Origin of the sequence: Kitasatospora sp. NPDC127067 (genome assembly GCF_042724755.1) — a bacterium.
In the GTDB taxonomy this organism is placed as follows: Bacteria; Actinomycetota; Actinomycetes; order Streptomycetales; family Streptomycetaceae; genus Kitasatospora; species Kitasatospora lactacystinica.
Map to the genome: position 1 here is coordinate 45,989 of NZ_JBHXEM010000036.1, position 26,141 is coordinate 72,129.

Annotated in this window: 28 protein-coding genes; 13 read left to right on the forward strand and 15 right to left on the reverse strand. The window is 73.3% G+C overall.

What is annotated here, in order from left to right:
- The first annotated feature begins 4 nt into the window (after positions 1 to 4).
- Positions 5 to 577, forward strand: a complete 573-nt coding sequence (locus ACFWJ4_RS17610) for an RNA polymerase sigma factor (protein WP_380544817.1) — start codon at positions 5 to 7, stop codon at positions 575 to 577.
- A complete protein-coding gene (locus tag ACFWJ4_RS17615; protein WP_380544820.1) occupies positions 574 to 1,383 on the forward strand; it encodes a hypothetical protein in 810 nt (269 codons plus the stop codon). The genes ACFWJ4_RS17610 and ACFWJ4_RS17615 overlap by 4 nt, the downstream gene beginning before the upstream one ends.
- A gap of 98 nt (positions 1,384 to 1,481) precedes the next feature.
- Here the strand turns inward: ACFWJ4_RS17615 and ACFWJ4_RS17620 are convergent, their stop codons facing one another.
- The 3 genes from ACFWJ4_RS17620 to ACFWJ4_RS17630 all read right to left on the reverse strand — a co-directional run bounded on the left by ACFWJ4_RS17620 (position 1,482) and on the right by ACFWJ4_RS17630 (position 4,682).
- A complete protein-coding gene (locus ACFWJ4_RS17620; RefSeq protein ID WP_380544823.1) occupies positions 1,482 to 2,150 on the reverse strand; it encodes a GAP family protein in 669 nt (222 codons plus the stop codon).
- A gap of 248 nt (positions 2,151 to 2,398) precedes the next feature.
- A complete protein-coding gene (gene argG / locus ACFWJ4_RS17625; protein WP_380544826.1) occupies positions 2,399 to 3,811 on the reverse strand; it encodes an argininosuccinate synthase in 1,413 nt (470 codons plus the stop codon).
- A gap of 211 nt (positions 3,812 to 4,022) precedes the next feature.
- Complete coding sequence (locus ACFWJ4_RS17630; protein WP_380544828.1) at positions 4,023 to 4,682, reverse strand: rhomboid-like protein; 660 nt, start codon at positions 4,680 to 4,682, stop codon at positions 4,023 to 4,025.
- A gap of 289 nt (positions 4,683 to 4,971) precedes the next feature.
- On the opposite strand from ACFWJ4_RS17630, the gene ACFWJ4_RS17635 reads away from it, so the two are divergent.
- Positions 4,972 to 5,682, forward strand: a complete 711-nt coding sequence (locus tag ACFWJ4_RS17635) for a rhomboid-like protein (RefSeq protein WP_380544831.1) — start codon at positions 4,972 to 4,974, stop codon at positions 5,680 to 5,682.
- Positions 5,683 to 5,757: 75 nt separating this feature from the next.
- Here the strand turns inward: ACFWJ4_RS17635 and ACFWJ4_RS17640 are convergent, their stop codons facing one another.
- The 7 genes from ACFWJ4_RS17640 to ACFWJ4_RS17670 form a co-directional block, all read right to left on the reverse strand.
- On the reverse strand, positions 5,758 to 6,138 hold the full coding sequence (locus tag ACFWJ4_RS17640; protein WP_359903984.1) for a VOC family protein: 381 nt from the start codon (positions 6,136 to 6,138) through the stop codon (positions 5,758 to 5,760).
- 192 nt (positions 6,139 to 6,330) lie between these two features.
- Positions 6,331 to 7,245, reverse strand: a complete 915-nt coding sequence (locus ACFWJ4_RS17645; RefSeq protein ID WP_380544834.1) for an STM4011 family radical SAM protein — start codon at positions 7,243 to 7,245, stop codon at positions 6,331 to 6,333.
- Positions 7,242 to 8,576, reverse strand: a complete 1,335-nt coding sequence (locus tag ACFWJ4_RS17650) for an STM4012 family radical SAM protein (protein WP_359903990.1) — start codon at positions 8,574 to 8,576, stop codon at positions 7,242 to 7,244. Before ACFWJ4_RS17650 ends, ACFWJ4_RS17645 begins: the two co-directional genes overlap by 4 nt.
- Positions 8,573 to 9,415, reverse strand: a complete 843-nt coding sequence (locus ACFWJ4_RS17655) for an STM4013/SEN3800 family hydrolase (protein ID WP_359904123.1) — start codon at positions 9,413 to 9,415, stop codon at positions 8,573 to 8,575. Before ACFWJ4_RS17655 ends, ACFWJ4_RS17650 begins: the two co-directional genes overlap by 4 nt.
- 158 nt (positions 9,416 to 9,573) lie before the next feature.
- Positions 9,574 to 10,713, reverse strand: coding sequence for an STM4014 family protein (locus tag ACFWJ4_RS17660; protein WP_380544837.1), 1,140 nt, complete (start codon positions 10,711 to 10,713; stop codon positions 9,574 to 9,576).
- Positions 10,714 to 10,728: 15 nt separating this feature from the next.
- Positions 10,729 to 11,664 (reverse strand): STM4015 family protein, encoded by a 936-nt coding sequence (locus tag ACFWJ4_RS17665; RefSeq protein ID WP_380351575.1) that lies wholly within the window; start codon positions 11,662 to 11,664, stop codon positions 10,729 to 10,731.
- 112 nt (positions 11,665 to 11,776) lie between these two features.
- Positions 11,777 to 12,754, reverse strand: coding sequence for an STM4015 family protein (locus ACFWJ4_RS17670; RefSeq protein WP_359903999.1), 978 nt, complete (start codon positions 12,752 to 12,754; stop codon positions 11,777 to 11,779).
- Positions 12,755 to 12,955: 201 nt separating this feature from the next.
- Between ACFWJ4_RS17670 and ACFWJ4_RS17675 the strand changes: the two genes are divergently transcribed.
- The 4 genes from ACFWJ4_RS17675 to ACFWJ4_RS17690 all read left to right on the forward strand — a co-directional run bounded on the left by ACFWJ4_RS17675 (position 12,956) and on the right by ACFWJ4_RS17690 (position 16,684).
- Complete coding sequence (locus tag ACFWJ4_RS17675) at positions 12,956 to 13,282, forward strand: hypothetical protein (protein WP_359904002.1); 327 nt, start codon at positions 12,956 to 12,958, stop codon at positions 13,280 to 13,282.
- Positions 13,283 to 13,415: 133 nt separating this feature from the next.
- Positions 13,416 to 14,534: a DUF6745 domain-containing protein gene (locus tag ACFWJ4_RS17680; protein ID WP_380544840.1), complete on the forward strand. Its 1,119-nt coding sequence runs from the start codon at positions 13,416 to 13,418 to the stop codon at positions 14,532 to 14,534.
- Between the two features lie 114 nt (positions 14,535 to 14,648).
- Positions 14,649 to 15,470 carry a MerR family transcriptional regulator gene (locus ACFWJ4_RS17685; protein ID WP_380544843.1) on the forward strand — a complete coding sequence of 274 codons (822 nt, stop codon included), beginning with the start codon at positions 14,649 to 14,651 and terminating at the stop codon, positions 15,468 to 15,470.
- Positions 15,467 to 16,684 (forward strand): glycosyltransferase, encoded by a 1,218-nt coding sequence (locus ACFWJ4_RS17690; RefSeq protein ID WP_380544845.1) that lies wholly within the window; start codon positions 15,467 to 15,469, stop codon positions 16,682 to 16,684. The genes ACFWJ4_RS17685 and ACFWJ4_RS17690 overlap by 4 nt, the downstream gene beginning before the upstream one ends.
- A gap of 237 nt (positions 16,685 to 16,921) precedes the next feature.
- On the opposite strand, the gene ACFWJ4_RS17695 is transcribed toward ACFWJ4_RS17690, so the two are convergent.
- A complete protein-coding gene (locus ACFWJ4_RS17695; protein WP_380544848.1) occupies positions 16,922 to 17,695 on the reverse strand; it encodes a methyltransferase domain-containing protein in 774 nt (257 codons plus the stop codon).
- An 87-nt stretch (positions 17,696 to 17,782) separates the two neighbouring features.
- Positions 17,783 to 18,247, reverse strand: a complete 465-nt coding sequence (locus tag ACFWJ4_RS17700) for a hypothetical protein (protein ID WP_380544851.1) — start codon at positions 18,245 to 18,247, stop codon at positions 17,783 to 17,785.
- Positions 18,248 to 18,820: 573 nt separating this feature from the next.
- Here ACFWJ4_RS17700 and ACFWJ4_RS17705 point away from each other — a divergent pair.
- The gene (locus tag ACFWJ4_RS17705; RefSeq protein WP_380544854.1) at positions 18,821 to 19,570 is read left to right on the forward strand and encodes a DNA-methyltransferase; all 750 of its coding nucleotides are present in this window, start codon (positions 18,821 to 18,823) and stop codon (positions 19,568 to 19,570) included.
- 68 nt (positions 19,571 to 19,638) lie between these two features.
- On the opposite strand, the gene ACFWJ4_RS17710 is transcribed toward ACFWJ4_RS17705, so the two are convergent.
- Both ACFWJ4_RS17710 and ACFWJ4_RS17715 read right to left on the reverse strand, forming a co-directional pair.
- Positions 19,639 to 20,595 carry a hypothetical protein gene (locus ACFWJ4_RS17710; RefSeq protein ID WP_380544857.1) on the reverse strand — a complete coding sequence of 319 codons (957 nt, stop codon included), beginning with the start codon at positions 20,593 to 20,595 and terminating at the stop codon, positions 19,639 to 19,641.
- 367 nt (positions 20,596 to 20,962) lie between these two features.
- Positions 20,963 to 21,193 carry a hypothetical protein gene (locus ACFWJ4_RS17715; RefSeq protein ID WP_380544860.1) on the reverse strand — a complete coding sequence of 77 codons (231 nt, stop codon included), beginning with the start codon at positions 21,191 to 21,193 and terminating at the stop codon, positions 20,963 to 20,965.
- 337 nt (positions 21,194 to 21,530) lie between these two features.
- Here ACFWJ4_RS17715 and ACFWJ4_RS17720 point away from each other — a divergent pair, with 337 nt between their 5' ends.
- From ACFWJ4_RS17720 to pqqE, 4 genes are all read left to right on the forward strand, one after another.
- Positions 21,531 to 21,851 carry a hypothetical protein gene (locus ACFWJ4_RS17720; protein ID WP_380544863.1) on the forward strand — a complete coding sequence of 107 codons (321 nt, stop codon included), beginning with the start codon at positions 21,531 to 21,533 and terminating at the stop codon, positions 21,849 to 21,851.
- Positions 21,852 to 22,262: 411 nt separating this feature from the next.
- Entirely contained in the window at positions 22,263 to 22,391 is a 129-nt protein-coding gene (locus ACFWJ4_RS17725; protein ID WP_380544866.1) for a pyrroloquinoline quinone precursor peptide PqqA, read from the forward strand.
- Positions 22,392 to 22,500: 109 nt separating this feature from the next.
- On the forward strand, positions 22,501 to 22,779 hold the full coding sequence (gene pqqD / locus ACFWJ4_RS17730; protein ID WP_380544868.1) for a pyrroloquinoline quinone biosynthesis peptide chaperone PqqD: 279 nt from the start codon (positions 22,501 to 22,503) through the stop codon (positions 22,777 to 22,779).
- Entirely contained in the window at positions 22,776 to 23,921 is a 1,146-nt protein-coding gene (gene pqqE, locus ACFWJ4_RS17735; RefSeq protein WP_380544871.1) for a pyrroloquinoline quinone biosynthesis protein PqqE, read from the forward strand. The genes pqqD and pqqE overlap by 4 nt, the downstream gene beginning before the upstream one ends.
- A gap of 70 nt (positions 23,922 to 23,991) precedes the next feature.
- Here pqqE and ACFWJ4_RS17740 read toward each other — a convergent pair whose 3' ends face one another.
- The gene (locus ACFWJ4_RS17740) at positions 23,992 to 24,156 is read right to left on the reverse strand and encodes a DUF1918 domain-containing protein (RefSeq protein ID WP_380544874.1); all 165 of its coding nucleotides are present in this window, start codon (positions 24,154 to 24,156) and stop codon (positions 23,992 to 23,994) included.
- Positions 24,157 to 24,915: 759 nt separating this feature from the next.
- Here ACFWJ4_RS17740 and ACFWJ4_RS17745 point away from each other — a divergent pair.
- Entirely contained in the window at positions 24,916 to 25,218 is a 303-nt protein-coding gene (locus ACFWJ4_RS17745) for a hypothetical protein (protein WP_380544877.1), read from the forward strand.
- Positions 25,219 to 26,141: the final 923 nt, after the last annotated feature.

A 26,141-nucleotide genomic window follows, 5' to 3' on the forward strand; every position in this document is an offset into this window, starting at 1 on the left:
CCGCGTGAGCACTCCCGGGCCGGGCGAGGAGCGGGGCCTGCGAGCCGACCCGCTCGGCGACCTGCCGAACGACTTCGAGGCCTTCTTCACTCGCGAGAACTCCGGGTACCTCCGTTACGCCCAGCAGCGCCTGCGGCACCGCGAGGACGCCCAGGACGCCGTCCAGAACGCGGGCGCCACGCTCTACAAGAACTGGCGCCGGGCTCTGGCCAGCCCCGATCCGCAGGCCTTCGCCTTCAAGATCGTCAAGGACGCGGTCGTGGACGTGCTGCGCGAGCGCCGCCGCACCGAACGCAAGCGACTGCGGGTGATCGCCCAGCGCCGTCCCGACACCAGCCAGGACGAGCTGAACGAGCTCGCCGAACTGGACGCCCTGGACTGGGCGATGGAGGAACTCGCGCGGGCCGCCCCGGTCCAGGCCGACGTGGTCCGGCTGCGCCAGGCGGGACTGTCCTACCACGACATCGGACGGTCCCTCGGCATCGCGCACACCACCGCCCGCACCTACTACAGCCTCGGACGGCGCCACCTGGAGTACCTGTTGGAGCACCCGGACGACGACGGGGCGCGGACATGAAGGTCGTGGACCTGCTGCGCGTGCACGCCGGTGAGCTGGCCCGGGAGTTCGACGACCACGATCCGGTGGACTTCACGCGCCGGCTGGCCGAGCGGCTCGCCGCCGTTCGACGGCCCGCCCCGGCCGTGCGCGAACGCCCCGCCAGGCCGCCCGCCGGTGCCCGGCCGCCGCACGCGCCGGCCTCGGGGCCGAGCCCGGGACCGGCGGCGGGGGCGGGGACGGGCGCCGGGCTGGGCGCGGGTGCCGGGGCGGGCGCCGGCTCCGGTCCGGGGGCGGGACCCGGTCCCGGGGCGCTCCCCGGGCAGACCCGGTGGGCCGGAGGGCGGGCGGAGCTGCGGCGCGACCTGCGGCACCTGTGCGCGGGGGTGGCGGGCGCGGTGGAGCCGGGCGAGCTGGCCCTGGACCTCGAACTCGCGGAGAAGACCGCCTTCCGCACCCTGGGCTGCCTGCTGTACGGCATGGGCCGCACGGCGGACGGCGTCTTCTGGTGGCGGATAGCCGCCCAGTACGGGGACCAGCTGGCCGTGCACTGCCTGGCGGTGCACTACACGGCCGAGGGCGAGCGGTGCGACGCGGCCCACTGGGCGGCCCAGGCCCAGGACCTCAGCGCCCCGGGCCGGCTGCCGGAGCTGGCGCCGGACGTCCGGCCGGGCGGGGCGGCGGAACTGGCGCGGGTGCTGGCGGAGCGCTACGACGGCGAGATCCTGCTGACGGTGCGGGAAGCGGTCGCGGCGCGGCCGGGGGCCGACCCCGGGCGGTTGGCGGTCCGGGCGGTACGGGGGCGGGGAGTGGTGCGGATCAGGTGACCGGGTGCGGCTGCCGGGGCGGCCGGTGTTGGGGGCGGAGGGTGTCCGGGGGAGCGCGCGGGCCGAGGCCGTCGCCGGGGACCGGGGGAGGGCAGGGGTCAGGTGAGCCCGGAAACGGCGGCGCCCAGGTACTCCGCGCCGAGCAGCAGCGGGACGACGACCATGATCGCCGCGTTGTGGGTGGCCGTCCAGGCCCGCAACTCGCCGAGGGAGCGCCGCGCGCGGCCGTCGGCCCGCAGGTGGACCGCGAAGGGCACCAGGGTGCCCAGCGAACCGAGCAGCACCAGCACGGCGGCCGCCACCGCCGCTTCCCGGCCACCGGTCGGGGCGGCGGCGATGGAGGCGGCCCCGCCGACGGCCGGGACGAGGGTGTTCGGACGGGTCACGACCAGGACCACGGCGAGACCGGCGGACCGGGCGGCGGACAGCCGGTCGATCGAGAGCAGCCAGACCGGCGGCGCGGTGACCCGGCCGGGGCGCGGCCGCTCGCGCCACTGCCGGGCGGCCAGCAGGAGGAGCACGACACCGAGGGCGAGCTTCAGCCAGGACGGCCAGGTCGGCGTGGTGCGGGTGGGGTTCCACGCGGTTCCCGCCGCCACGACGGCGGCCACCACCGCGGTCAGGCCGAGCAGCCAGCCGGCCGTGAAGGCGATCCCGTTGGCCCGGCCGCGAGGTGAGGCGAGGATCAGGAGCAGGGCGATCAGCGGCAGCGGGGAGAGCGCGACCGCCACCGCGGAGGCCAGCATCGGGCCGATCGCCTCGCCCATCCCCGCACCTGCCCTTCCCGTCGCCGGGCGCCGTCCGCCATTCAGCTACCGACGGGCGGGCGGCGCACGGCCGGTGCCGCCGTTCGGGTGAGGGCGGCACGGAGCGCGGGTTCGGGCGGGTGCGGGGATGGGCGCCGAGGGGTGCCGACGGGCGGCTGCGGGCGGCTGCGGGCGGAGGGTGAGGCGGAGAGCGACGGAGGGCCGCCGCACCACCGGGGTGCGACGGCCCTCCGCGGGCACGGGCCGCGTCAGTCGGTGCCGGACTCGATCGCCGCGAGGTCGAGCGCGGTGGGGTCCTTCTCGTCACCGGTGCCGGCGGCGATGGGAGCCGCACCGCCCGGGGCGAGCTCGCCGATCAGGCCGCTCCACGGCGCCAGCTGGCCGTGCACCGCGTACTGCTCCAGCTTGCTGCGCGAGTCGGCGATGTCGAGGTTGCGCATGGTCAGCTGGCCGATGCGGTCGTCCGGGACGAACGCGGCGTCGACGCTGCGCTCCATCGACAGCTTCTCCGGGTGGTAGCTGAAGTGGGGGCCCTGGGTGTCGAGGACCGAGTAGTCCTGGCCGCGCCGCAGCCGCAGGGTGACGCTGCCGGTGACCGGGTGGCCGATCCAGCGCTGGATGCTGTCCCGGAGCATCAGCGACTGCGGGTCGAACCAGCGGCCCTCGTACAGCAGCCGGCCGAGCCGCCGACCCTGGGTGTGGTACGTGGCGATGGTGTCCTCGTTGTGGATGGCGTTGAGCAGCCGCTCGTAGGCGATGTGCAGCAGCGCCATGCCGGGGGCCTCGTAGATGCCCCGGCTCTTGGCCTCGATGATGCGGTTCTCGATCTGGTCCGACATGCCCAGACCGTGCCGGCCGCCGATGGTGTTGGCCTCGTGGACCAGGTCGACGGCGCCGGCGAACTCCTGGCCGTTGATCCGGACCGGGCGGCCGAACTCGAACTCGACGGTGACGTCCTCGGTCAGGATCTCGACCTCGGGGTCCCAGAAGGCCACGCCCATGATCGGGCTGACGATCTCCAGGGAGGTGTCCAGGTACTCCAGCCGCTTGGCCTCGTGGGTCGCGCCCCAGATGTTGGCGTCGGTGGAGTAGGCCTTCTCGGCGGAGTCCCGGTACGGCAGGTCGCGCTCGGCGAGCCACTCGGACATCTCCTTGCGGCCGCCGAGCTGGTCGACGAACGCCTGGTCCAGCCACGGCTTGTAGATCCGCAGGCTGGGGTTGGCCAGCAGGCCGTAGCGGTAGAACCGCTCGATGTCGTTGCCCTTGTAGGTGGAGCCGTCGCCCCAGATGGAGACGCCGTCCTCCTGCATGGCGCGCACCAGCAGGGTGCCGGTCACCGCGCGGCCGAGCGGGGTGGTGTTGAAGTACGTCTGCCCGGCGGAGCGGATGTGGAAGGCGCCGCAGGCGAGGGCGGCCAGGCCCTCCTCGACCAGCGCGGCCCGGCAGTCGACCAGCCGGGCCTGCTCGGCGCCGTACGCGCGGCCACGGGCCGGGACGTCGGCGAGGTTCGGCTCGTCGTACTGGCCGATGTCGGCCGTGTAGGCGTAGGGGAACGCACCGTGCTCGCGCATCCACGCGACGGCGACGGAGGTGTCCAACCCACCGGAGAATGCGATGCCGATCCGTTCACCGACCGGCAGCTTGCTCAAGACCTTCGACATGGATGCACCCTTGACCCGCATGGCGGGCCCCTGATCTAGCGATGTGTGACGGGATTCGGCGTAATCGATCCGATGCCCGAACTCTGGCATAGATTTGCAGAGTAATGCAAGAGCATACGAAAGCCTGGGAGGCTGCAGGGGGCTGCCCGGCCGCCGCGCGTCGGGCGGTGAGCCGGCCGACTCGCTTGGTCGGACGGGTAGTTGGGGCCGATCAGGAGGCCGGTGCGGGTGCCCGGGTGCGCAGCCAGGCGGTACGGGAGGCGAGCGTGCCCAGCCCGAGGGCGACCAGGTGGCCGGCGTCGGCCAGCTGCTGATCCAGCGCCCAGGCGGCGGCCAGGGCCACGGCGAGCGCCGACAGTCCGTAGCGACGCAGCGGACGCGGGCCGAGCGCGAGGAGGCAGGCACCGGTGGCGACCAGGCCGTAACTGATGCCCACGTCCCGGGCGCGGGAGAGCGCGCCCGGGATGCGGGCCGTCACCATCACCCACATGGCGCCCTCGGTGAGCAGGGTGGCGCCCAGGTGCCCGAAGACGAAGACCGCACCGGCCCGGGCCGGACCCCAGCGCCACTCGGCCAGGCCCAGGACGACGGCGACAGCCGCGATACCCGCCCAGGACGGGACCCCGTCGACCACGAGGCCGCTGGTGAACAGGGTCCACCACTTGCCCACTTCCATGTGATGGATGTTGCTGCTGTTGTGCCGCACGAACCGGGCCCGCTCGGCATGGCCCTGGCTCGCCAGCCAGGAGGCCGTCACGGTCAGCAGCAGGACGTACGCCGTGGTGAGGCGCAGCCGGACGGCGGCTCTCAGCGCCGGGTGCCGGGAAGCCGCGGGGCCGGTCGGTGTCCTCGTGGCGAGGCGATCGCTCATCGTGCCTGGTGCCCTTGTTCGGCGGTTCCCGGAACCGGCTCGCCCGGTGCGCGGCGGGGAAGGCGGCGGCCGGGACGGTCCGAGCGTCAGCGTACGCGAACGGCCGGAAGGCGCCGGGGCCGGAGGCGGGGTGCCGGGAGGTGCCGTTCTCTCGTGCGGCCACGTCGTGGTGGCAGGTCGTTGCGGGTGGCGGGCGACCCGGCGACCGGCGACAAGGTGGTGGGTGGCGGCGGGGCCGGGCGGGGGCGAGGGTGAGGGGGATGGTGAGGAGTGTCGCGAGGAGGCGTCGATGGCCGGCAGCACCGTCAAGGGCCCCGAGGCACACCGGCGGCCCCGGTGGGTGCGTGCCGCCCACGCGGTGTGGGCCTACGTCCGGCGCGCGCCGGGGACCTACATCTGGCTGGCGATCCTGCTCGTCACCACGCAGGTGATCCGGCACGTCGATCCGGCGACCGCCGACCGCATCCTGGAGCGGCGTTCGACCAACCTCCACCACCTCCAGGTCTCGCCGGTCCGCGTCCTGGTGACCAGTGCCCTCTGGATCGCGGGCGGCGGCTGGCTGTCCTACTTCCTGCTGTACAACCTCTTCCACGTGCCCGCCGAACGATGGCTCGGCACGCTGCGCTGGATCTCGGTGGCGGCGCTCGCGCACGTCGGCGCCACGTACCTCAGCGAGGGCGTGCTCGGCTGGGCGATCCACCGCGGACTGGCCTCGCCGAGCGCCGTCTACACCCTGGACTACGGCGTCAGCTATGCGCTGGCCGGAGTGGTCGCGGTACTCACCTATCTGATCGTCCGGCCCTGGCGATACCTGTACGCGGCCGGGGTGTTGGTGGTCTACGGACTGGGCGTGCTGCAGAGCCGGGACTACACCAGCATCGGCCACTTCAGCGCGGCCCTGATCGGCTTCGCCTGCTACCCGCTGACCCGCGACCGCCCGGGTTCCTTCGACCCGGTCGCCTCGGCCCGCACGGTCTGGCGGCGGGCGCGCCGACGGTGACCGACGGCCGTCGATGGGACGGGTCGGCGGGCGGGTTTGCGGGGCCGCCCGCCGACCGGGCGGGTGGCGGGACTACTACCGGCCGAATCGCTGGGACACGCAGAGGATGTTGCCTTCGCTGTCCTTGAACCAGGCCGCGCGCATGCCCTCGCCCTCGGCGACGCCGTTGACGGTCTTCAGACCGGGGAAGTCGTACTCCTCGAAGGTGATACCGCGGTCGCGGAGGCCGGCCATCTCGGTGTCGAGGTCGGCGACCTTGAAGCTGGCCAGGGTGTGGGCGGCCTGACCGCCGCTGGGGGTGTGGTAGACGGTGACCTGGGTGCCGCCGGTGTCGCAGACGAACTCCTCCTCACTCTCCTCGGCGAGCTTGAGACCGAGGGTGTCGGTGTAGAAGGCCTTGGCGCGGGTGAGATCGGCGGCGGGGATGACTGCTTGCAGCGGAGCGTCTCCAAGCATGGTGTTTCGCCTCCTCCCTGTCACCAGGCTAGGGATGTGCGGGCGGTACCGCCCGGTGGGCGCGGAACGGCTTCGGACTGTGCGCGGGAGGTTGCCGGACGTCATGCGGGGCCGGCCTCCGGAGCGAGGTGACTTCGGCGGCGCGGGCGAAGTGAGGCCCTCACCCGGGGTGGCCGGCCGGCGGCGGAGGTGTCACCGGCCCCGTGGCCAGCCGTGCGGCACACGTTCCAGTACTCCCGCACCGAACAGCTCGTACAGCGGCAGGGCCTCCAAGTGGACGTAGCCGATGTGACAGTCGCAGACCGGCAACGGACAGGCCCGCGCCCGCAGTCGGGTGCGGTAGCTGCCGTCGTACAGGTTGCCGAGGACGTCCCGGACGAAGTGGCAGCGGCGCACCGTGCCGTCGCCGTCCACCGACAGCACGGACTCGCCGGTGCGGCACGGCAGCCCGGCGCTGGGATGGGCGTGCCGGCTGTAGCCGAAGTGCGGGTCGAGAGCGGCCCATCGGGCGGCCTCGGCGTCGGTGTAGTCGAGGCCCTCGGCGGCGTTGACCCACAGGTAGACGTCCTCGGAGAGCTCGGCGCGCAGCCGGCCGGCCTCGTCGAGGTGCTCGGGCTGGCCGACGACACCGACGCTGTACCGCACACCGAGTGCGTCCAGCTCGCGGCACTTGGCGAGGAAGCGGTCACGGGTGACCTGGCCGGGATGGAAGGTGACCCAGAGGGCGAGGGCGTCGAGGTCGGCCTCGGCGAGCCAGCCCGTGCGACAGCTGAGATTGGTCTGGATCGCGACGCGGCGGACGTGCGGCAGGCGGCTCAGCTCGACCAGCGCGCGGCGGTACCAGGACCGCACCAGCCCCTCGCCCCAGGGCGTGAACAGCAGCGACAGGGTGTCGCCGGTTCCAGCGCGCCCGGCGGCCCAGCCGGTGAAGCGCTCCAACGCGGCCCGGTCAGCCCGCAGTTGTCCGGGGCTGTCGCGCCGCTTGGCGAACGGACAGTACGGGCAGTCGTAGTCGCAGGAGGAGAGCGGACCGCGGTAGAGCAGGGTGAGGTCCCGCGCGCCGTCCTCCTCCGGCGGCGAGGCGGAGGGCATGCCGAGGAAGGTCATTTCGCCTCGTACGCCGCCATCAGGGCCCGGACCCCGGGCGAGAACAGCATCGGCCCGACGGCGTCCGAGTGCGCCAGGCCCTCCGGGCTGAGCCGCAGGAACGCCGGGTCGCCGTCGGCGAGCCAGCCGCGCTCGGCGAACCGGGCCAGCTCCGCCGGGAAGTCCTCGGCCGGGGACCCGCCGAACCGGGCACGGTAGTCCGCCAGCGGCATGCCCTCGGCCTGGAGCAGCGACTGCACCAGGTGCCGCCGGCGAGGCTCCGCACCGCCCATCCAGTGACCCACTTCGGCACGGTGGAAGTCCTCGGTGGCGACGTAGTCGTCGATGATGCCGCGCACCTCGGTGGCGTTCACCGCGTAGTCGAAGGAGTAGTGCAGCCGCGAGGTGTAGGAGCGGGCGCCGCAGCCCAGGCCGACCATGCCGTCGGTCTGGCAGGCGTACTCGCCCGCGCCGGCCTGCGGGGAGGCGGCCCGGCGGAACATCCGCATCGACACCTGCTGGTAGCCGTGGGCGAGCAGGTGGTCGCGGCCGGCCCGGTAGAGCGCGAGCCGCCGGGTGTCCCAGGAGGAGCGGCTCTCCTGCTCCCCGCGCCGGGCCAGGCCGGTCAGCGGGCGGACGTACAGCGGGTAGAGGTACAGCTCCTCGGGCCGCCAGGCGAGCGCGGTGTCCAGCGAGCGGAGCCAGCTCGCCTCGGTCTGGCCGTCGATGCCGTAGATGAGGTCGATGTTGAGCACCGGGAACCCGGCCGCGCGGATCCGGCCGAGGGCGGCCTCCACCTCGGCCCGCTTCTGCGGGCGGACGGCGGAGCGCGCCTCGGCGTCGTCGAAGGACTGCACGCCCAGGCTCAGCCGGGTGGTGCCCCGGGCGGCCAGCACCTCCAGCCGGTCGGCGGTCGCGGTGGCGGGCGAGGCCTCCACCGAGAGCGGCACCGCCCGCAGGTCGGCGCCCATCCGCCGCTCCGCGATGTCGCACAGCCGTTCCAGCTCGCCGGCCGTCAGATAGGTGGGAGTGCCGCCGCCGAACGCGGCCAGCGCGAACCGGGCCCCGTCGTCCAGCGCGGCGCGCACCGCCGCGGCCTGGCGCTCCAGGGCGTCCAAGTAGGCCGTGCTCAGGCCCTCCGGGCTGCCGATCCGGGTGAACAGGTTGCAGAAGCCGCAGCGGACCTCGCAGAACGGGATGTGCAGGTAGAGCGAGAGCGCGTGCTGCGGCTCGCCGGCCCACAGCTCGCGCAGCGGCGGACGTCCGGGCAGCGGGCGGTAGGCCGTCTTGTGCGGGTACGCGTAGACGTACGACTGGTACGGCGAGTCCGGGCGCGGGGGCGCGGTGGTCATGCGGGCTCCTCGGAGGTCGCGGCGGCGCCCGCCGGTCGGGCGGGGAGGGTGAAGTGCGCGTACGGGACCGTCCAGACCACCTCGTGGCCGATCCGGTGCCCGATGTAGCCGTCCTCGCCGTAGGCGGTGCCGTGGTCGGAGCAGACGATCGCGAAGCAGGGGCGGCGGGCGCTCATCGCGGCGAACAGCCGGCCGATGTGCGCGTCCACGTACTCCAGGGCGGCGGCGTGGCTGGCCCGCGAGTCCCCGTGCTCGCGGGTGGCGCCGGGCAGGTGGAACCAGTTCGGCTGGTGCAGTGCCGAGACGTTCAGGAAGAGGAACAGCGGCTGGTCGGCGGGCTGTTCGGCGGCGACCCGCTCGGCCCGGGCGACCTGCACCTCGAAGGACGTCGGCGAGGCCACGCCGGACTCGGGTGCCCAGTGGCTCTCCTGGAAGAGGCCGGGGAGCACCGAGCCCAGGGGGCCCTGCTTGTTGAAGAACCCCACGCCGCCGATGCACACCGTGCGGTACCCCGCCGCGGCCAGGGCCGTCGGCAGGTCGGGGGCGTCGAAGACCCAGGTGCGCGGGGCGGTGCTCTCGGATCCGGCGAAGCGGGCCGCGAACAGGCGCGGGTGCGGTCCGTCCGGGGAGGCCGGGGTCGGCAGGAAGCCGGCCAGGATCGCCTGGTGGGAGGCGTAGGTGAAGCTGCCGGGCGCGTGCCGGCGCTCCCAGCGACCGCCGGGGAGGACGGCGGCGAGGTGCGGGATGCGGCCGGCGGCGGCCAGTTCCTCGGCGACGTCGAAGCGGAGCGTGTCGAGGGTGACGAGCAGCAGGTCGTGGCTGCCCACGACGGCGTTCATGTCGGGGGTGGGAGCGGGAGCCGGGGCGTGGTCCGGGGTGTGGTCCGGAGCCGGGGCGTGGTCCGGGGTGTGGTCCGGAGCCGGGGTGTGGTCCGGGGTGTGGGCCAGGGTCGGGGTGTGGTCCGGGGTGGTGTGGTCCGGGGTGGTGGTCAGGTGGTTCATCGAGCGGGTTCCGTGATCTGGTGGTCCGTCGTCGCGGGCGACGCCGGGGAGGGGGCGGTGAGGGCGGCCAGCTGGGCGCCGTAGGTGTCCAGGCCCTCGGCAGGGCCGCCGGGCAGGCCGGTGAGGCGGGGGAGCAGGTCGCCGAAGGCGTTCACCTCGCCGACCAGGGCGCGCCGCCAGCCGGCCGTGGGCAGCACGTCGACGCCGACCATCGGCGAGCCGGGGAAGCAGGCCGCCGCGCGCTCGGCCGTCTCCAGCAGGGCCGGCCAGGCTGGCCCCGCGGCCTCCCGGACCTGGTCGATGCTGCCCCGGGCGCCGCCGAGGTGCAGGTTGGTCATCGGCTGGGTGCTGGTGCGCACCACGGCGTGGGTGGCCCGGCCGGCGACCACCACGACCCGCAGGTCCGCCGAGCGCCCCGACTGCGAGGCCTTCGGGATCCACTGCTCGACGTGCAGGCCGTCCGGTGCCAGGCCGTCGACGATCGCGGCGACCTCCCGCTCGCCGCGGTAGCGGCGCACCCGCAGCGAGTTGTGCAGGCCGCCGTCGGTGAGCTCCACCGAGGTGGTGGCCTGCACTTGCCCGCGCGGCCCGAACTCCAGGGCCATCACCCCGGAGGCGGAGGAGCCGTGCGCCGGCTTGACGAAGACCCGGTGCAGGCCGGCCGCGGCGAGGCGCTCGCGCAGGTGCTCCCAGCCGGTGACCTCGCCGCCGAGCGCCCTGGGCACCGGCACCCCGGCCGCGGTGAGCAGCGCGTGCGCCCGGCGCTTGTCGAACATCACGGCGATCTCCTCCGGATCGCCGAGCAGCCGTACGCCGGGCAGCCGTACGCCGGGCCGGGCGGCCAGCCCGCGCAGCGCGGCCATGACCCCCGCGTACCAGACGGCCGTGCCCTCGACCCTGGTCGGCGCGTAGCCGGGGCCGAGCGCCGGGCCGCGCAGCAGCCGGTCGACCTCGGGCTCCTCGCCGGGCGACTCGATGCGCAGCAGGCCGTCCTCGGGCAGCCGGTACCGGCCGCGCAGCACGTCCAGCCAGGGCAGGACGGCGGGCTCGGGCAGTCCGGCGGCCCGGGCGGCGGCCGCGAACAGCGTCACCCGTCGGTGCCCCGGGTTGCCGAGGACGGTCAGTCGCACGGTCATCGCCTCCGTGTCCGGCTACTCGGAGACCGAGACGTAGCGGTCGTCCTCGTCGTCCATCTCGTCCGCCTCGGCGTCGCTGAGGTCGAGCTCGACCCCGGGCAGGGCCTCGTGCAGACGTTCCTGCATCGCGTCGCTCAGGTAGTGGTGGTGCAGGTCGAGGGAGCGCAGGTGGGTGAGCGGCTGGCCCTCCAGCAGGGTGGTGGCGCCCTCGTCGGAGAGCACGCCCATGGAGATGTCGAGCGACTCCAGCCGGGCCACCACGGGGGCGTGGGCGAGGGCGGCGGCGATCTCGTCCTGGAGTTCGCTGTTGGCCAGCCCGAGGTGGCGCAGCTTCGGCAGCCGGGAACCGTCCAGGAACGGTGCCAGGTCGTCCATCGTCGCGTCACCGCCGTACTCGTCCACGCCGAGCCAGAGGGTCAGGCGCTCCAGCGCGGGCAGTTCGGAGCCGGCCACCGCGCGCACCACGGTGGCCGGAAGGCCGCCGGACTCGAAGCGCAGGCTGGTCAGCCGGTCGTGCCGCACCGGCTCCAGGGCGAGGTCCGTGCCGCCGCGCACGGCCAGCGACCGCAGCCCGGGGAAGGCGTTCAGCAAGGGGGTGACGTCGTCCATCTCCAGCCAGGAGATCTCGCACTCGTCGAAGGTCACCTCGCCGAGGAACAGCGCCTCCAGGGCGGGCAGGCGCCGCGCCTCGGCCGTGACGGCCTCGACGGCGGAGCGTACGGACGTGTAGCCGTCCTGCCACCAGGCGCCGATCACCACGGCGCGGACGCCGGCCGGGTCGACCTCCTCCAGGAAGGACTGCCAGAGCTGGACGAAGTCCTGCTTGGAGCCGTACTCGAGGGACAGCCGCCAGGCGACGGCGCCCGCGGCGGGCCGCGGCCGGGCGTCGTCGGGCGTGAACTCGTGGACCGGCAACTCGTGGAAGCGTTCGATGTGGCGGGAGACGGTCATGGAGGATCCTGGTGGGTCGAGTGGTCGAGTGGTCGAGTGGTCGAGTGGTCGAGTGGTCGGTCGGTCGGACGGACCGGCGGGCGGTCGGTCGGGTGCGTGCGGGAGGTGACGGTTACTCGGCCACGGCCACGTAGCGCCACCGGTCGTCGGGCTTGCCGGGCTCGGAGAGGTCGACCTCGACCCCGGTGAGGGCCTGGCGCAGGCGCTGCTGCATCTCCTCGGTCAGGTAGTGGTGGTGCAGGTCGAGGGAGCGCAGGTGGGTGAGGGGCTGGCCCTCCAGCAGGGCGGTGGCGCCCTGATCGGTCAGCACGCCCATGGAGAGGTTGAGCGACTCCAGCCCGGCGACGACGGGCGCGTGCGCCACTGCGGCCGCGATGTCGTCCTGGAACTCGCTGTTCTGGAGGCCGAGGTGGCGCAGCGAGGGGAAGCGGGTGCCGTCCAGGAACAGCGCGACGTCGGCCATCGTCGCGTCGCCGCCGTAGTTTTCCACGCCCAGCCAGAGCTCCAGCCGCTCCAGGGCCGGGAAGTCGCAGCCGGCCACCGAGCGCACGACCGAGCCCGGCAGGCCGCCGGCCTCGAAGCGCAGCGCCTTGAGCGCCTCGTGCCGCAGCGGCCGCAGGGCCAGACCGCCCTTGCCGTCCCAGTCCTGCGAGGCGCCGCGCACCACCAGCTCGGCCAGCCGCGGGAAGGCCGTCAGCAGCGGCGTGATGTCGCACTGCTGGATCCAGGAGATCTCGCACTCCTCGTAGGTGATGTCGCCGACGAACAGCGCGCGCAGGGCGGGCAGCCGGCCGGCGGCGGCGACGATCGCCTCCATCGGCTCCTGGAAGCCGTCCGGCTCGTCCGGGGCCCACTGGCCGATCACCAGGGCGGTGACCCGCTCGGTGTCGACGGCGCCGAGGAACTGCTCCCAGCGCTCGGCGAACGTCGCCTCGGACTCGTAGTCGAGCTTGACCCTCCAGGCGGCCGAGGCCGCGTCCGGCAGCTCGACGGCGCCGGATCCGCCCTTCTCCTCGGCCTCCTCCAAGGCCTCCACGAAGTCGAAGACGGGGAGACCGTGGAACCGCTCGATGTGGTCGTTGACAGTCATGCGCTGCTCCTCCGGGATCTGGGCCGAACAACTGTCTACCAGTCGGGACTGACAATCCGGCGGCCGGGTCGCCGCCCGGGCGGGTTGTCAGACCCTTGCTCTATGTTCGGGTCCTGGCTCCGGAGAGTGACCGCGGCAGACGCGGCGGAGCCGTGGGTTCCGGCGTCCGCCGGGGTCCGGCCGTACGGCGAGGGAGGACTGATGTACCGCCAGGGCGATGTGCTGATCGTGCCGGTCGAGGAGAGCGCGGTGCCGCCGCGGGTGGCGGGGCTGGCCGTGCAGCCCCGGGACGCGCGGGGCCGGATGGTGCTGGCGCTCGGCGAGGTCACCGGGCACGCCCACGCCGTGGTCGGCCCCGGCGAGCTGCGCCGCGAGACCGGGCCGTTCGGCGCGGGTTGGCTGCACCTGCCCGAGGGCGGCCGGGTGGTGCACGAGGAGCACGCGGCGATACCGCTGCCCAAGAGCTGGTACCGGGTTGTCCGCCAACGCGAGTACGCGCCCGGCGCGGTGCGGGTGGTCGCGGACTGACGACCGCTCCGCCCGCCGTACGGGGGCGGCACGCGGGTGGGGCACGAGGGCAGGGCGCGGCCGGGGCCGCGGCACGGGAACGGGAACGGGAACGGACGGCTGGGCGGGGAGCCCGGCCGGGAACGGAGCAGGGATGGAAACGGTGATCCACGACGAGGCCCACGGCGACCGGGCGCAGGCGCGGGAGCTGCCCGGGCCGGCCGAGGCGACGGCCCGTTGGCGGGCGGCCGGGGCGGCCACCGGGCCGGGGGACAGGGCGGCGGCCGAGCGTGCCATCCGGGCCGCCTACCGGGCGGCCGGACTGCCCGAGCCCGCGGCCGTCCGCTGGTTCGGCTCGCCGCTCGCCGCGACCGAGGCGGCCCTGGAGCTGCGGGCCGCCGGCGCGCAGAGCGTGCGTGAGGCCGTGCGCACCCGGCCCTGGGAGGAGGCCCGTCGACGGGCCGTCGAGCAGGTCGGCACCAGCGGGTGGGCGGGCCACTGGGCGCTCACCGGTGGCGAGCTCGGACCGGTCACCACCCCGCTCGCCGACCGACTGCGCAACGCCGTGCTCGACCGGCTCGCCCCCGAGGCCGACCGGGAGGCCGACGTCGCCGTGGCCGAGGAGGCACGGGACCGCCGCACCACCGTCCGGCTCGCCCTGCTGGACGCCGTGCGGGGTCAGCACGACGCGCCGTGGTTCGCCGCCTTCGAGGCCGCCGGGGCGAGCGCCGACGCCGTCGCACCGCTCGCCGAACTGGCCCGGGAGGCCGGCTGGTGGTGGCCGTACCGGGAGGTGGTCCTGCTCAGCGAGCGGCCGGCCGTTCTGCACCGCGACGAGGCCGGACGGCTCGACCGGGCGGACGGGCCCGCCCTGGAGTACGCCGACGGCTTCGCCCTGCACGCCTGGCGCGGCATGCCCGTCCCGCCGGAGTTCCTGGCCGGCCTGGCCGAGGTGACCGTCGAGCGGATCCGCACCGAGGAGAACGCCGAGCTGCGCCGGGTCCTGCTGGAGCACTACGGCTACGAGCGCTATCTGGCCGACTCCGGCGCCGAGCCCGTCCACCGGGACGAGACCGGGGTGCTCTGGCGGATCGTCCTGCCCGAGGACGAGCCGGTGGTGATGGTCGAGGTGGTCAACTCCACCCCCGAACCGGACGGCACCCACCGCACCTACTGGCTGCGCGTCCCCCCGAGCACCCGCACCGCGCGAGCCGGGGTCGCCTGGACCTTCGGCATACCCGAGAGCGCCTACCACCCGCAGCGCGAGACCTGACCCAGGATGCCTCCAGCCATCCGGAGCGGGCCCCTGAGCTGCGCGTGTTGACCCTCACCCCACGTCAGGCCGCACGGTGGGGCGCAGTGAACGAACGGATGATCGGAGGGACGCATGAGCTGGTCGGTGGGCCAGGTCTCCGGCTTCGCCGGGGTCACGATCCGGACCTTGCACTACTACGACCGGTCCGGGCTGCTCGCGCCCAGTGAGCGCAGCCCGGCCGGCTACCGGCTCTACAGCGGCGCGGACCTCGCCAGGCTCCAGCAGATCCTCTTCTACCGGGAGCTCGGCTTCCCGCTCGACGAGATCGCCGACATCCTGGCGGACCCGCAGGCCAACGCGCTCGACCACCTGCTGGCGAGGCGGCAGGCCCTCACCGAGCAGATCGGACGCCTGCAGAAGCTGGTCGACGTCGCCGAGCGGGCCATCGAGGTCCAGCGCACCGGGGTCGAGCTGACGCCGCAGGAGCGCTTCGAGGTCTTCGGGGACGTGGTCTTCGACCTCAGCTACGCGGCCGACGCCCACCTCAAGTGGGGCGAGCGGGACAGCCACCAGGAGGCCCTGGCCCGCGCCGCCACCCACTCCAAGGAGGACTGGCAGCAGCTGATGGCGGAGGCCGCCGAGTGGCGCGGCCGGCTGCTGGAGGCCTTCGACGCGGGGCTGCCGGTCGACCACCGGACGGTGCTGGACCTCGCGGAGCGGCACCGGCAGCACATCACCCGGTGGTTCACACCCTGCCCGCCGGAGATGCACTGCCGGATCGCCGACGACTACGAGGCGGACGCCCGGGCCTTCGCCCTGGTCGTCCCGCCGGCCGAGCAGCGCCCGGGCCTGGCCGGCTACCTCCGTGCGGCCATCGGCGCCAACGCCGAGCGGCGCGACGCGAACGACCTCGACAGCAACGACGGCAACGACGTCGACGGGGCGGTCCGATGAGGATCCTCGTCATGGCCGCCGGATCGTACGGCGACGTCGCCCCCTACACGGGGCTCGGGGCGTACCTGCGCGGTGCGGGGCACGAGGTCGCGCTCGCGGCGCCCGAGGCCTTCCGCGAGCTGGTGGCCGGCAGCGGCCTCGACTTCCGGCCGCTCCCGGTCGATCCACGCGGCGCGGGTGCCGGGCCCGCGCGCGGGCGCTCCGAACTGCTCGCGCGGGCCGCGGCGTTCATCGGGCAGCTGGGCGACGGGCTCGCGGACGCCACCGCACCCGGCGCCGATCTGCTCCTGCTGAGCACCACCACCGCGCCGCTGGGCTGGCACCTCGCGGAGGCGATGGACGTTCCCAGCCTGGGGGTCTACCTGCAACCCACGCTGCCGACACGGGAGTTCCCTCCGGTCGTCGGGGGCGGCCGCTCGTTGGGGAGCTGGGGCAACCGGGCGGCGGGGGCGCTCGGCCAGCGGGTCGTCGATCGTCTGCACGCCGAGGCCGCCCGCCGGATGCGGTCGCGGCTCGGACTCCCGGCGCTCTCCCAGACCGCGCGCCGGCGGGCCGTGGAACGGGCGCGCTGGCCGGTGTTGCACGGCTTCAGCCCGACCGTCGTACCGCGCCCGGCCGACTGGCGGGAGGGACTGCGGGTGGTCGGCAACTGGTGGCCGTACGTACCGGACGACCACCGCCTCCCGGCCGAGGTCGAGGACTTCCTGCGGGAGGGACCGCCACCGGTGTTCATCGGCTTCGGCAGCATGGCGGCCGGGCAGGGCGAGCGGCTGAGCACCCTCGCGGTGGAGGCCCTGCGGCAGGCGGGCGTCCGGGGCGTGGTGCAGGCCGGCTGGGCCGGGATCGCCGGGGAGGGCGACGACGTGCTGACCGTCGGCGAGCTCCCGCACGCCCGGCTGTTCCCGCACATGGCGGCGGTCGTGCACCATGCGGGCGCGGGCACGGCGGCCGCGGCCCTGCGTGCGGGCGTGCCGAGCGTCCCCGTCCCGGTGACGGCGGACCAACCGTTCTGGGCCGGTCGGCTCGCCCGGCTCGGTGCCGCCACCACGCCGGTGCGGTTCGCAGACCTGACCGCCGACCGGCTGGCGGAGGCCGTCCGGCAGGCCGTCGAGGAGCAGCGGCTGAGGGAAGGGGCGCAGGAGGTGGCCCGCGCGATGGCGGAGGAGGACGGCGCGGCCCGGGTCGCGGAGGCGGTGGCGGCATTGGGCCGGTAGGGGAGGAGCGGACGGGCCGTCGCGGGGGCTCGGGCCAGGGCCCGCTCCAGTCGGTCGAGCACCACGGCGGTGCGCAGTTGCGGCGCCACGGGAGCGCAGTGGTCCCCGGCGCCCCGGACCGGCGCTCGGACCCGCGGCCACTGCGGCGAGACGGGGTTCGAGGCCCGAGTGGCGCGGATGGTCGGGATGCCGCTCGTGCTGCGGCCGCCGGGGACCGTACCGGAGCCTTTCGGGAGGTCAGGGTGCCCGGGCGATCAGGACGGGCTGGAAGAAGCCGGTGTCGACGGGCTGCTCCCAGCGGATGCCGGACAGGCCCGCCTCGGCGGCGAAGGCGCTCAGCTGGTCCTGGGTGAGCGCCCAGTAGGTGGAGCGGCGAACCGCGACCTGCCACTCGCCGGCGTCGTCCGGAAGGAGACGGAAGAGCTCCAGGTCGTACCGCTCGCCGTCCTCCCGCCACTGCCAGAGCTGGAAGAGGACCGACCGTCGGCCCTCGTAGTCGGCGGTCTGCGGCGACGTGGAGGCGGGCCGGGTGCGGCGCAGTTCGTCGTACGGGCGGGTGGTGACCAGCACCAGTCCGCCGGGACGCAGGACTCGTCGCATCTCACCGAGCGCGGCGCGGACGTCCTCGGCCGTGAGCAGGTGGGGCAGCGCGTTGTCGGCGCAGACGACGACGTCGAACCGCCTGTCCGGGAAGGGGAGTTCCCGCATGTCGGCGGCGGCGGTGGGAAGCCGGATACCGCGCTCGGCGGCCTCGGCGGTGGCGCGGGCGGCGGAGACCGGGCTGAGGTCACTGCCGGTGACGCGGTGGCCGAGCGCGGCCAGGCCGATCGCCTGGGTTCCGATGCCGCAGGCGCAGTCCAGCACCTCGGCCGGGCGGTCACCGAGGTGTCGGCGGATCAGGGCGTCCAGCGCGGCGCCCTGGCGGGCGACGGAGGCGTTCCAGTCGGCGTAGAGGAGGTGGTAGTCGTCGGCGAACGCGTCGTAGAAGCGGCCGAGGGCGGAGTCGGTCATGGCGTCAGGGTCTCCAAGGGAGGCGGGAGGCGGGAGGCGGGAGGTGGGCGCGGCGCGGGCGCGGCGACCGGTACGTCCGCCACGGCGCTATCCTCGCCCGGGCACACTGGCACGGAGTACCGGTTTTCCGGGGCCACCGAGGGGCGGGCAGGGTACGGACACCGGACGGTGACGCCCGGTCGGACGGACCGCCGCCGGTTCCGCTGGTCCTGCCGGTTCTGCCGCTCCGCCGCGACGGCGGCGACCGGCCCGGCCCGGCCAGCGCGAGCGCATCGCGACACCGGTGGCCTGGATGGTCTTCGCATTGGGGATCTGCTCGTCGGGCTTGCTCAGCCCCGCCACGCTCGGAGCGCTGAGCGGACTGGAGCCCTTCAGGATCGCCTCGACCTGCGCTGCGACGGCCGAGCTGTCCACACCCTGCGGACCGCCACCGGGCGGACACGAGGCGGACGTCGCCGAAGCGTTGCCCGCGCCGGCGATCACCACTGGCAGGGCCAGCATCAGCGGCCCGCAGGCGACGAACCCGACGAGCACGCCGAACGCCTTCTTCACGACGCCCGCCGATCACCGAACCGGGACTGGGACGACGGCGGAGGCGGATGAGGGCACAGGTGTGCCAGGGCATGCTGCATCGCAGCGGCTCCTTGCGGGATTCGTAGGACAGCGCGGTGCCGGCCCCTCGTGCGAAGAAGTCGCCGGCACCGCGCCGGTGGTGAAACCGCCCTCGTTCAGGGCGGGCCCGGGTCAGGGGAGTTGGTAGCTCCCGGACGCCGGTCTCGGGTCACGCGCGGCAGCCGGCCGCGCTCGTGATCTCAGCTGGAACACGAGGCCCTCTTCGGGGTGTAGGGAAGGTTCGCGCACTCCGTCGCGCGGTCTCGCCTGGGCGGGACAGCGCGGGCCAATGCGCCTCGGGTCGGGCCGACTTGGCCCGCTGCCCGGTTGGCATGGCGAGACAGTAGAAGCGAACTCCGGCCGCACCAAACGAGCCCCGACAAGCCCCGATGTCCTTGCGCCAGCCGTTAGGCGCGGCCGCCGATCGCGACTACCGTCCCCTCCACCGCCACTCCCGGCGGCCGCCACGGTGTGCGCCCGGAGTCGGCTTACCCCTGCCCGAGGAAGGCCCCTGTGAACGACTTCACCCTCCACCGAGGCGACGCCCTCACCGTGCTGAAGACCCTCCCCGACGAGTCCGTCAACGCGGTCATCACAGACCCGCCGTACAACAGCGGCGGCCGCACCAGCTCCGAGCGCACCAGCCGCGACGCCCGCGCCAAGTACGTCACCAGCGGTTCCGCCCACGACCTCAAGACCTTCCCCGGCGAGAACCGCGACCAGCGCTCCTACCGCTCCTGGCTCACCGAACTCCTCACCGAGGCCTACCGGGCCAGCGCCGAGCACGCGGTCGCCATGGTCTTCTCCGACTGGAGGCAGGAACCCACCACCAGCGACGCCCTCCAGATGGCCGGCTGGACCTGGCAGGGCACCATCCCGTGGATCAAGCCTGCCAGCCGGCCTCGCAAGGGCGGCTTCAAGCAGTCCGCCGAGTTCATCACCTGGGGCGTCAAGGGCACCCTCGACAACCGCCGCAACCTCTACCTGCCCGGCCACTTCATCGCCAGCCAGCCCCGCAAGGACCGCGTCCACATCACCCAGAAGCCGCTGGAGATCATGCAGCAGCTTGTCCAGATCTGCCCCGAAGGCGGCACCGTCCTCGACCCCTTCACCGGCAGTGGCTCCACCGGCGTTGCTGCCCTGCGCGAGGGCCGGCGCTTCGTCGGCGTCGAACTCTCCCCGCACTACGCCGAGATCGCCGAACAGCGCCTGCGAGCAGAGCTGACCCAGGACGACTTCACCCTCGCCGGACCGGAGGCGTGACATGAGAACAGCCCGCAGACGCGAACAGGCGGCCGGAGCATCAAGCTCCAGCCGCCTTTCAGCGCCCGTCAGGACTCCTCGACCGCCCGCCGGATCAGCGGCACCGCCTTCTCCACGTCCGCCGACGACGCGATCCGCACCTCCAGGTCACCCGTCCCCAGGTGACCGATGCCGCGTACGTCCCGGGTGAAGCCCTCCTCCAGCTCCACCGAGTCCGGGTCCAGCCGCAGGTACACCAGGATCGCCCGGTGCGAAACCGACGGCCGGAAGAGCACCGACGCCACGTTCAGCAGCCGCTTGTAGGCGATGTAGTGCTTCAGCACGACCGCCTCAAGCTCACCCGCCGTAGTCAGCGCCTCGTCCAGGTCGTCGTACAGCTCCCGCAGGCACCTTGGCACCTCCACCTGACCGCTCGACACCGAGGCCGGTATTGGGTCGACCTCCTGCTCGACGTCGATGCCCACCTCACCGACCCGCCCGGCCGGCAGTGGCGACGACGAAGCGGTGACACCCGGGACGGTCTCGACCAACTGCAGCGTGAGAAGGTCCGGCCCGAACACGCGGTAGCGCACGAGGTCAACGCCGTGGTCCCGCTGGTGCAGCGAAGCGGCAGCTCGGTCATGGCGCGAGAACTCAGCCGCGACGCAGATCGCTCTCGGCCGCCGCCAGTCAACCGCCGCTGGTGCCTCGAGCCCCAGGCGACTGCGCACCAGCGCCTCGAACTCGTGCCGGTGCGCCATCAGCCAGACCAGGTAGGACGCCGTCTGAGTGATCACCCCGGCGTCCCGGCTGCGTTTGAACTCGATCACCACCGGGGCGTTGTTCTCGTCCAGACCCAGCGTGTCGATCCGCCCCTGGTGCCACGGCCCCGTCGGGTACTCCGACGCCAGGAACCGCACCCCCAGCATCGTTTCCAGTGCACCCTCGACCCGCTGCTGCAGCTCCCGCTCCCGCGCTACCGTCGAACCTCGCAGCTCGACGTCCCGGCCATCGGCACCCCGCCGGAACACCTTCAGATCGGTCACCTATGCCCCCCTTGTACGACCGTACGAAGAGACCAATCCAGAAGGGGAAGAAGGTATTCCTTCTGCCTGGTGCCGATTTCCTGACGGTGCGTCCGAAGGCCCGTGAGAGCGGAAGGCCCGATTGGACAGGGCGGACCTCCTGGGGTTCGGCGGTGACCACCCGGCGAGGACGTGGCCGGGAACGTCCAACTGCTCTGCCACCCGTGCTATGCGGTGAAGACGCGCGGGGAATTCCAGGCGAGGTTACGCTCGCTGTTCCGGCAGCACGACGCCCCGGTGCGGGCTTTGGTGGGCTCGCGCCGGGGCGGGGGGACTGCCTTCTCGTGCGGAAGGGGAAACCGGTAGCCCTTCGTGGGAGGAGGTCAGTTCATCCGAAGGTGTCGAACGAGTTGTCGACGCTGATTCCGGGTACCTCGATGTGAGTACTGTTGAACTCGTCGACAGCGTTCGCCTGTTCCTTTGTCAGAACCTTGACGGGGCGTGAAGAGTTGAGGTCGACGAATGACTCCGTGTTGCCGTAGTAGGAGTCGGCGTGGGCGGTGGTGGCGATTCCGGTGAGGGCAATGGCCCCGAGGATCGCGGCGGCGAGGCGACGCATTGAAGGTCCTTCTGTTCACGTGTCCGGTGCCCGCCGGGTGTGGCGGTGCCCTCTGCTGAACGCGGTGTGCGGCATCCGGTCACTGAAGAAACGAATCCCCCTCACCCGTTCGGAGCCGCTTTTCACCCGTCGGCTCGAATCGTGCCCATGCGCCCCTCTGCCGGGACAGCGAGGAAGCGGGACGCGGTCCGGCGGGGCGTGCTGGACGGTCGTAGGGACCGGGCCGGGGGGCGTGGCCGCACCACGCCCGCGTACGGGCCAATCGGCCGGGGCCGGGGCCGGACCGGGGTGTGATCGGGTGGCCCGATTCACCGTCCGGTCCTCCAGGAGCCCTTCCATGCGTGTTCCCTCGTTCGCCGGTGCCGCCGCTCTGAGCGCGGCCCTGATCGTCCTTGTCCTGCCCGTCCCGGCCCACGCCGCGACCGGGGTCTTCTCGGTGCAGCCCCTCACGAACATCGGCGGCGGGCCGGCCGTCGAGGACCCGGAGCCCGGGACCTGCTACGACCTGGCACCGGGAGAGATCTCCACCGCGAACAACGACACGGACGCCGTCGCACACACCTTCCCCGCCGCCGGGTGCACGGGCCGCGCGACGGACATCGCCCCCGGAGAGGCCGGGGCAGTCGGGATCTACGGGAGCGTGCGCTTCGACTCCTGACCCCGCCCGACCCGGCGCGGCCCCCGGACGACGTCGTGCCCGAGGGCCGCGCCGTCGCCACGTCGACCGCCAGCAGCGGCCGGCCTGCGGCGACACCGAGCCTCCAGGGGCACCGATCCCGGCGGCCTGAAGACCGACTCCCCGATCCGCGGGGTACTGGCCTGCCCCGGCCCGGCCGCAGGGCTCCATGGCGGCTGGTGGCCCCGCCCGGGCGGATGTCCTGGAGGGGGCTGCTTCGGTGGCGGGGTTCGGGCCCGTGGTTCCGTTGCAGGCTGTGCCCTCGGCCGTGGGGCCGCGGTTGTCACTGCCCGTAGGGTGCCGCCGAGTTGCTTCCGCGCGGCACCCTGGGTCCGGTTGCGACTGCTCCGGGTGGAGTTCAGCCTGGTGGGTAGATACCGGAGGAGGCGGACCATGGACACGTCCGAGGAATTCACCGGCTGGGAGCAGACCGACGCCGACACGGAGGTCTGGCAGGAACCCGACTACACGGTTGTCGAGGCGGCCCCCGAGGTGACGGGCCACAGCCTCACGGAGCGCTGACCGCATTGGTCACGACGCCGCACGCGGGGAGCCGCCGACGGCGACACCCGTGCCCTGGAGTCGTGCGTGCCCCGGCCCGTCCGGGGCGCGCCCCCCGGTAGTGGCCGCCGTGCGCGCCGAAGCGCCGCCGCCCGCGTCCTGGCGGCCCCGTCTGGCTGCCGCTGTAGTCCTGCGGCACGACCGGCTGCGCGGCAAGGACCTGCTGGTCGTCCCCGAGCGCGTGGTCGTGCTGAACGGCCGGGCCGCTACGGTCCTGTGGCTGTGCGACGGGACCCGCAGCGTCGCCGAGATCGTCACCGACCTCGCCGCCCGTTTCCCGGGAGCACCGGTGGCCACCGACGTGCCCGGTTTCCTCCACCGTGTCCACAGCGAAGGATGGTTGCGATGACCGCACCTCCCGCGCAAGCGGGCCGCACCCCGCCACCCTGGTCGCTGGTGGCCGAGGTCACCCACGCGTGTCCGCTGCACTGCCCGTACTGCTCCAACCCGCTGGAACTGGTGCGCCGCGCAAAGGAGTTGGACACTGCGCAGTGGGTGCGTCTGATGGCGGAGGCCGCCGCCCTGGGTGTCGTGCACGCCCACCTGACCGGCGGTGAACCCCTGTTGCGGCGCGACCTCGCGGAGATCACCGCCGCCGCCGATCGGGCGGGCCTCTACACCCAGTTGGTCACCAGCGGTGTCGGGCTGGACGGGAAGCGGCTGGAGGAGCTGGTCGGGGCCGGCCTGCGCAGCGTCCAGCTGTCGGTGCAGGACGCCGAACCGCGGGCGTCCGACCGGATCGCCGGGCGTCGGGCCTCCTTCGCGGCCAAGGAGCGGGCCGCGGCGCTGGTGCGCGAGGCAGGACTGTTCCTGTGCCTGGACGTCGTGCTGCACCGGGAGAACCTCGACTCCCTGGACGAGATCGTCGAGTTGGGCCTCGCCTGGGGAGTGGACAAGCTGGAACTCGCGAACGTCCAGTTCTACGGGTGGGCGACGGCCAACCGTGCGGCCCTGATGCCGTCCCGGGACCAAGTCGCCCGGGCGAAGGAGAAGTTCGAGCGGTGGCGGGAGCGGCTGGCCGGGCAGGTCGAGCTCGTCTGGGTCGTCCCGGACTACTTCGAGGGCGTGCCCAAGCCGTGCATGGGCGGGTGGGGAGTCGTCTCCCTCACCGTGGCACCGGACGGCACGGCGCTGCCCTGTCCGGCCGCCTGCACTCTGCCGGGACTCGATCCGCCGAACACCGGGGACCACTCCTTGGAGTGGATCTGGGAGCACTCGAAGGCCTTCAACGCCTACCGGGGCACCGCCTGGATGAACGAGCCGTGCCGCAGCTGCCCCCAGCGGGAGCGGGACTTCGGCGGCTGCCGCTGCCAGGCGTTCGCCCTCACCGGCGACGCCCGGCGGACCGACCCCGCCTGCCAGTGGGCCCCGGATCACCACCTCGTCCGCGAACTCGTCGAGGCGGCCTCCGGACCGGCGGTCCCGGCCGATGGCCGGACCACGTGGATCCCCCGCAGACCCGGCGCACCCTCGCCGGACGCCCCCGGGTGAACCGCCCACCGCTGCCGACAGACCATCGGCCCCGGCGGGCGGGACACAACAACGGCGACCTGCTCGGCCCCTACTCCTCCACGATCTCGACCTCGTCCGGCAGGGGAAAGACCGTCTCCTCCTCACCGTCGTCGAACCGGACCGTGTAGGGCGGATTGCCCTTCGGTCCCAGCACTTCGACGATCTCCCCGACCCGCGACCCCACACGGATCCGGTCACCCACACTGGCCGGCATGACATCTCCTCCGAACTCGGACAACTTGCTTGAGCCGACCAACGAAGCACGACCTGTCCCGTGACGGGCAACGCCACCCGTACACCCCGAACAGCCCTCGCTATGACGCGCCGTTCGCCCGGGTGGACGGTTCGGTGAGGTTCGCTGCATCGGGTGGGTGCAGGCCCGGGTGGTCGGACAAGGGTGATGGTTCCGCTGTCGACGGTGGCGTTCTTGACGCCCCATTCGGTCCCCAGTGGGCGTTCAGGTCGACGGTCCAGGTGGAACGGACGCTCTGGTAGGGGCGGGCGGTGGTGACGGGGGCTTGGACCTCGACCGTGCGGGTGCTGGTCGTACTGCTCCTGCGGACGGACGCGCCCTGGCCGTCGACCCACGTGGCGGTCTCGTAGGGGATGCGGTAGGCGTACTCGGGGTCCCGGCCGACGTACTTCCACACGTAGGCCCTGGTGCAGTAGCCGCATCCGTGGACGAGCAGTTCGCTGCGGACGGTGCTGAGCGTGGCGTCGGTGTCGGCGGGCGCGGTGGTCGAAGCCGGAGGCCGGGGCCTGGGCTCGTCCGGGGTCTTCACATCGCAGAATTCTGGTGCTGCACACGCCGCCCCGGTTGTCTGCGGCGTGTCCTGGTACAGCCTGGTGGTTTGTCACCGTATTCGGGTGAACATGCAGCCATCTGTCGCCCTTTGTGTGGTTGCTGTCCGGTACCCAGGAGTGCGGAGGCGGGCGTCGTCTCCGTACTGGTTTCGAATCTGGGAGGTAGACCATGATGCGTCGTCGGCTGGTGGGTGCGCTGGTGTCACTGGGAGCAGCGGGAGTACTCGTCGGCATGGTGCCGGGCGAGGCCTTCGCCGCGAGCGGGGTGCTCACGGTCAGTGGGAGCCGGTACACCAACCCCGCGCCGGGATGCTACGGCGGTAAGTTCTGGCCGCTGACGGTGAACAACGACACCGACACGGCAGTCCTGGTCTTCGAGGGCCTGAACTGCGACGGTCACTTCGCCGGCGAGGTCGACGCGGGGGACACAGCGGTATTCGACGACGGGAACAGTGTCCTCGTCCCGCGCTGACGGCCCGGGCCGGTGGCCTCGGACCTGCCGCGTCCGCCCGGCACCTGCCCCGTGGACGCCCGGTACGGGGCCACCGTGCCACGCCCTGTCCGGGCGCGGGCACACTCCACGCCACCGGGGAACCCGATGCCTTGCGCGCCCGAATGGGGAGGATGTCGGGCTTGGCGTTGCCGGAGAAGAGCTGGTGGTCGGGGGTGAGCGGGCTGGAGGGGATGTCGGCTGAGAGGGTCTGGGCGGCCTGGGGTGTGCGGGTGGATCGACGCGGAGTCCGGTGAGGGAGGGCTTGACGCTGCCGGCCGGGCCGGCGAGGGGCTTGAGCCGTTGTCCGATGTGGCTCATCGCGGTCCTCAGCCCCGCGGTCAGCGGTCCGAGTGCGGCGTGGGGGCTGGTGACCGGCTTCGACTCGTAGATCAGCGACGAGCACTCGCAGGCGGTCGAGGAGGTGTGCCTGCACCCAGACCCGTCGGAGGACAGATTCAGCACGGGCCGGCCTCCGGCCGGCGTGTTCTGGGCGGGTCTGCAGTGGACCGCGCCGGACAGGCCAGTCGACACAATCCGTCGACCTGCGCAGATGCCTGGACAGCAGTGTGAGCCTTCCCATCTCACCGAAGATCTTTTCCCGCGAACCTGGTTCGGCCAGCCAATCGGCAACCGGCCGGAAGCGGCGTACCCGGCCCCTCTCCCGGTGGGACACCAGGCCATGGCTCCCGATGACGTGCAGGACTGTCGGGGGGCTGACCGGCGCTTCAGGCGACGTCGTAGGTGATCTTCACCTGTCCCTGGTCCGCGCCGTAGAAGATCTGGGAGAGTCTTCCGGGCGTGTCGGCACCCTCTCTGTCAGCCTTGGGTGAGACATCCCGCTTTGTCGGGTTAGCCTGAGGGGGCCCGAGTAGGAGTTCCACCCCTGATGACCAGCAGTAATC

What these genes read in the sequence shown, in the direction of transcription:
- ACFWJ4_RS17615 (WP_380544820.1), top strand. Translation starts at nt 574, where the DNA reads ATGAAGGTCGTGGACCTGCTGCGCGTGCACGCCGGTGAGCTGGCCCGG.
- ACFWJ4_RS17620 (WP_380544823.1), bottom strand. Translation starts at nt 2,150, where the DNA reads ATGGGCGAGGCGATCGGCCCGATGCTGGCCTCCGCGGTGGCGGTCGCG.
- argG (WP_380544826.1), bottom strand. Translation starts at nt 3,811, where the DNA reads ATGTCGAAGGTCTTGAGCAAGCTGCCGGTCGGTGAACGGATCGGCATC.
- ACFWJ4_RS17630 (WP_380544828.1), bottom strand. Translation starts at nt 4,682, where the DNA reads ATGAGCGATCGCCTCGCCACGAGGACACCGACCGGCCCCGCGGCTTCC.
- ACFWJ4_RS17635 (WP_380544831.1), top strand. Translation starts at nt 4,972, where the DNA reads ATGGCCGGCAGCACCGTCAAGGGCCCCGAGGCACACCGGCGGCCCCGG.
- ACFWJ4_RS17640 (WP_359903984.1), bottom strand. Translation starts at nt 6,138, where the DNA reads ATGCTTGGAGACGCTCCGCTGCAAGCAGTCATCCCCGCCGCCGATCTC.
- ACFWJ4_RS17645 (WP_380544834.1), bottom strand. Translation starts at nt 7,245, where the DNA reads ATGACCTTCCTCGGCATGCCCTCCGCCTCGCCGCCGGAGGAGGACGGC.
- ACFWJ4_RS17650 (WP_359903990.1), bottom strand. Translation starts at nt 8,576, where the DNA reads ATGACCACCGCGCCCCCGCGCCCGGACTCGCCGTACCAGTCGTACGTC.
- ACFWJ4_RS17655 (WP_359904123.1), bottom strand. Translation starts at nt 9,415, where the DNA reads ATGAACGCCGTCGTGGGCAGCCACGACCTGCTGCTCGTCACCCTCGAC.
- ACFWJ4_RS17660 (WP_380544837.1), bottom strand. Translation starts at nt 10,713, where the DNA reads ATGACCGTGCGACTGACCGTCCTCGGCAACCCGGGGCACCGACGGGTG.
- ACFWJ4_RS17665 (WP_380351575.1), bottom strand. Translation starts at nt 11,664, where the DNA reads ATGACCGTCTCCCGCCACATCGAACGCTTCCACGAGTTGCCGGTCCAC.
- ACFWJ4_RS17670 (WP_359903999.1), bottom strand. Translation starts at nt 12,754, where the DNA reads ATGACTGTCAACGACCACATCGAGCGGTTCCACGGTCTCCCCGTCTTC.
- ACFWJ4_RS17675 (WP_359904002.1), top strand. Translation starts at nt 12,956, where the DNA reads ATGTACCGCCAGGGCGATGTGCTGATCGTGCCGGTCGAGGAGAGCGCG.
- ACFWJ4_RS17680 (WP_380544840.1), top strand. Translation starts at nt 13,416, where the DNA reads ATGGAAACGGTGATCCACGACGAGGCCCACGGCGACCGGGCGCAGGCG.
- ACFWJ4_RS17685 (WP_380544843.1), top strand. Translation starts at nt 14,649, where the DNA reads ATGAGCTGGTCGGTGGGCCAGGTCTCCGGCTTCGCCGGGGTCACGATC.
- ACFWJ4_RS17690 (WP_380544845.1), top strand. Translation starts at nt 15,467, where the DNA reads ATGAGGATCCTCGTCATGGCCGCCGGATCGTACGGCGACGTCGCCCCC.
- ACFWJ4_RS17695 (WP_380544848.1), bottom strand. Translation starts at nt 17,695, where the DNA reads ATGACCGACTCCGCCCTCGGCCGCTTCTACGACGCGTTCGCCGACGAC.
- ACFWJ4_RS17715 (WP_380544860.1), bottom strand. Translation starts at nt 21,193, where the DNA reads ATGCGTCGCCTCGCCGCCGCGATCCTCGGGGCCATTGCCCTCACCGGA.
- ACFWJ4_RS17720 (WP_380544863.1), top strand. Translation starts at nt 21,531, where the DNA reads ATGCGTGTTCCCTCGTTCGCCGGTGCCGCCGCTCTGAGCGCGGCCCTG.
- ACFWJ4_RS17725 (WP_380544866.1), top strand. Translation starts at nt 22,263, where the DNA reads ATGGACACGTCCGAGGAATTCACCGGCTGGGAGCAGACCGACGCCGAC.
- pqqE (WP_380544871.1), top strand. Translation starts at nt 22,776, where the DNA reads ATGACCGCACCTCCCGCGCAAGCGGGCCGCACCCCGCCACCCTGGTCG.
- ACFWJ4_RS17740 (WP_380544874.1), bottom strand. Translation starts at nt 24,156, where the DNA reads ATGCCGGCCAGTGTGGGTGACCGGATCCGTGTGGGGTCGCGGGTCGGG.
- ACFWJ4_RS17745 (WP_380544877.1), top strand. Translation starts at nt 24,916, where the DNA reads ATGATGCGTCGTCGGCTGGTGGGTGCGCTGGTGTCACTGGGAGCAGCG.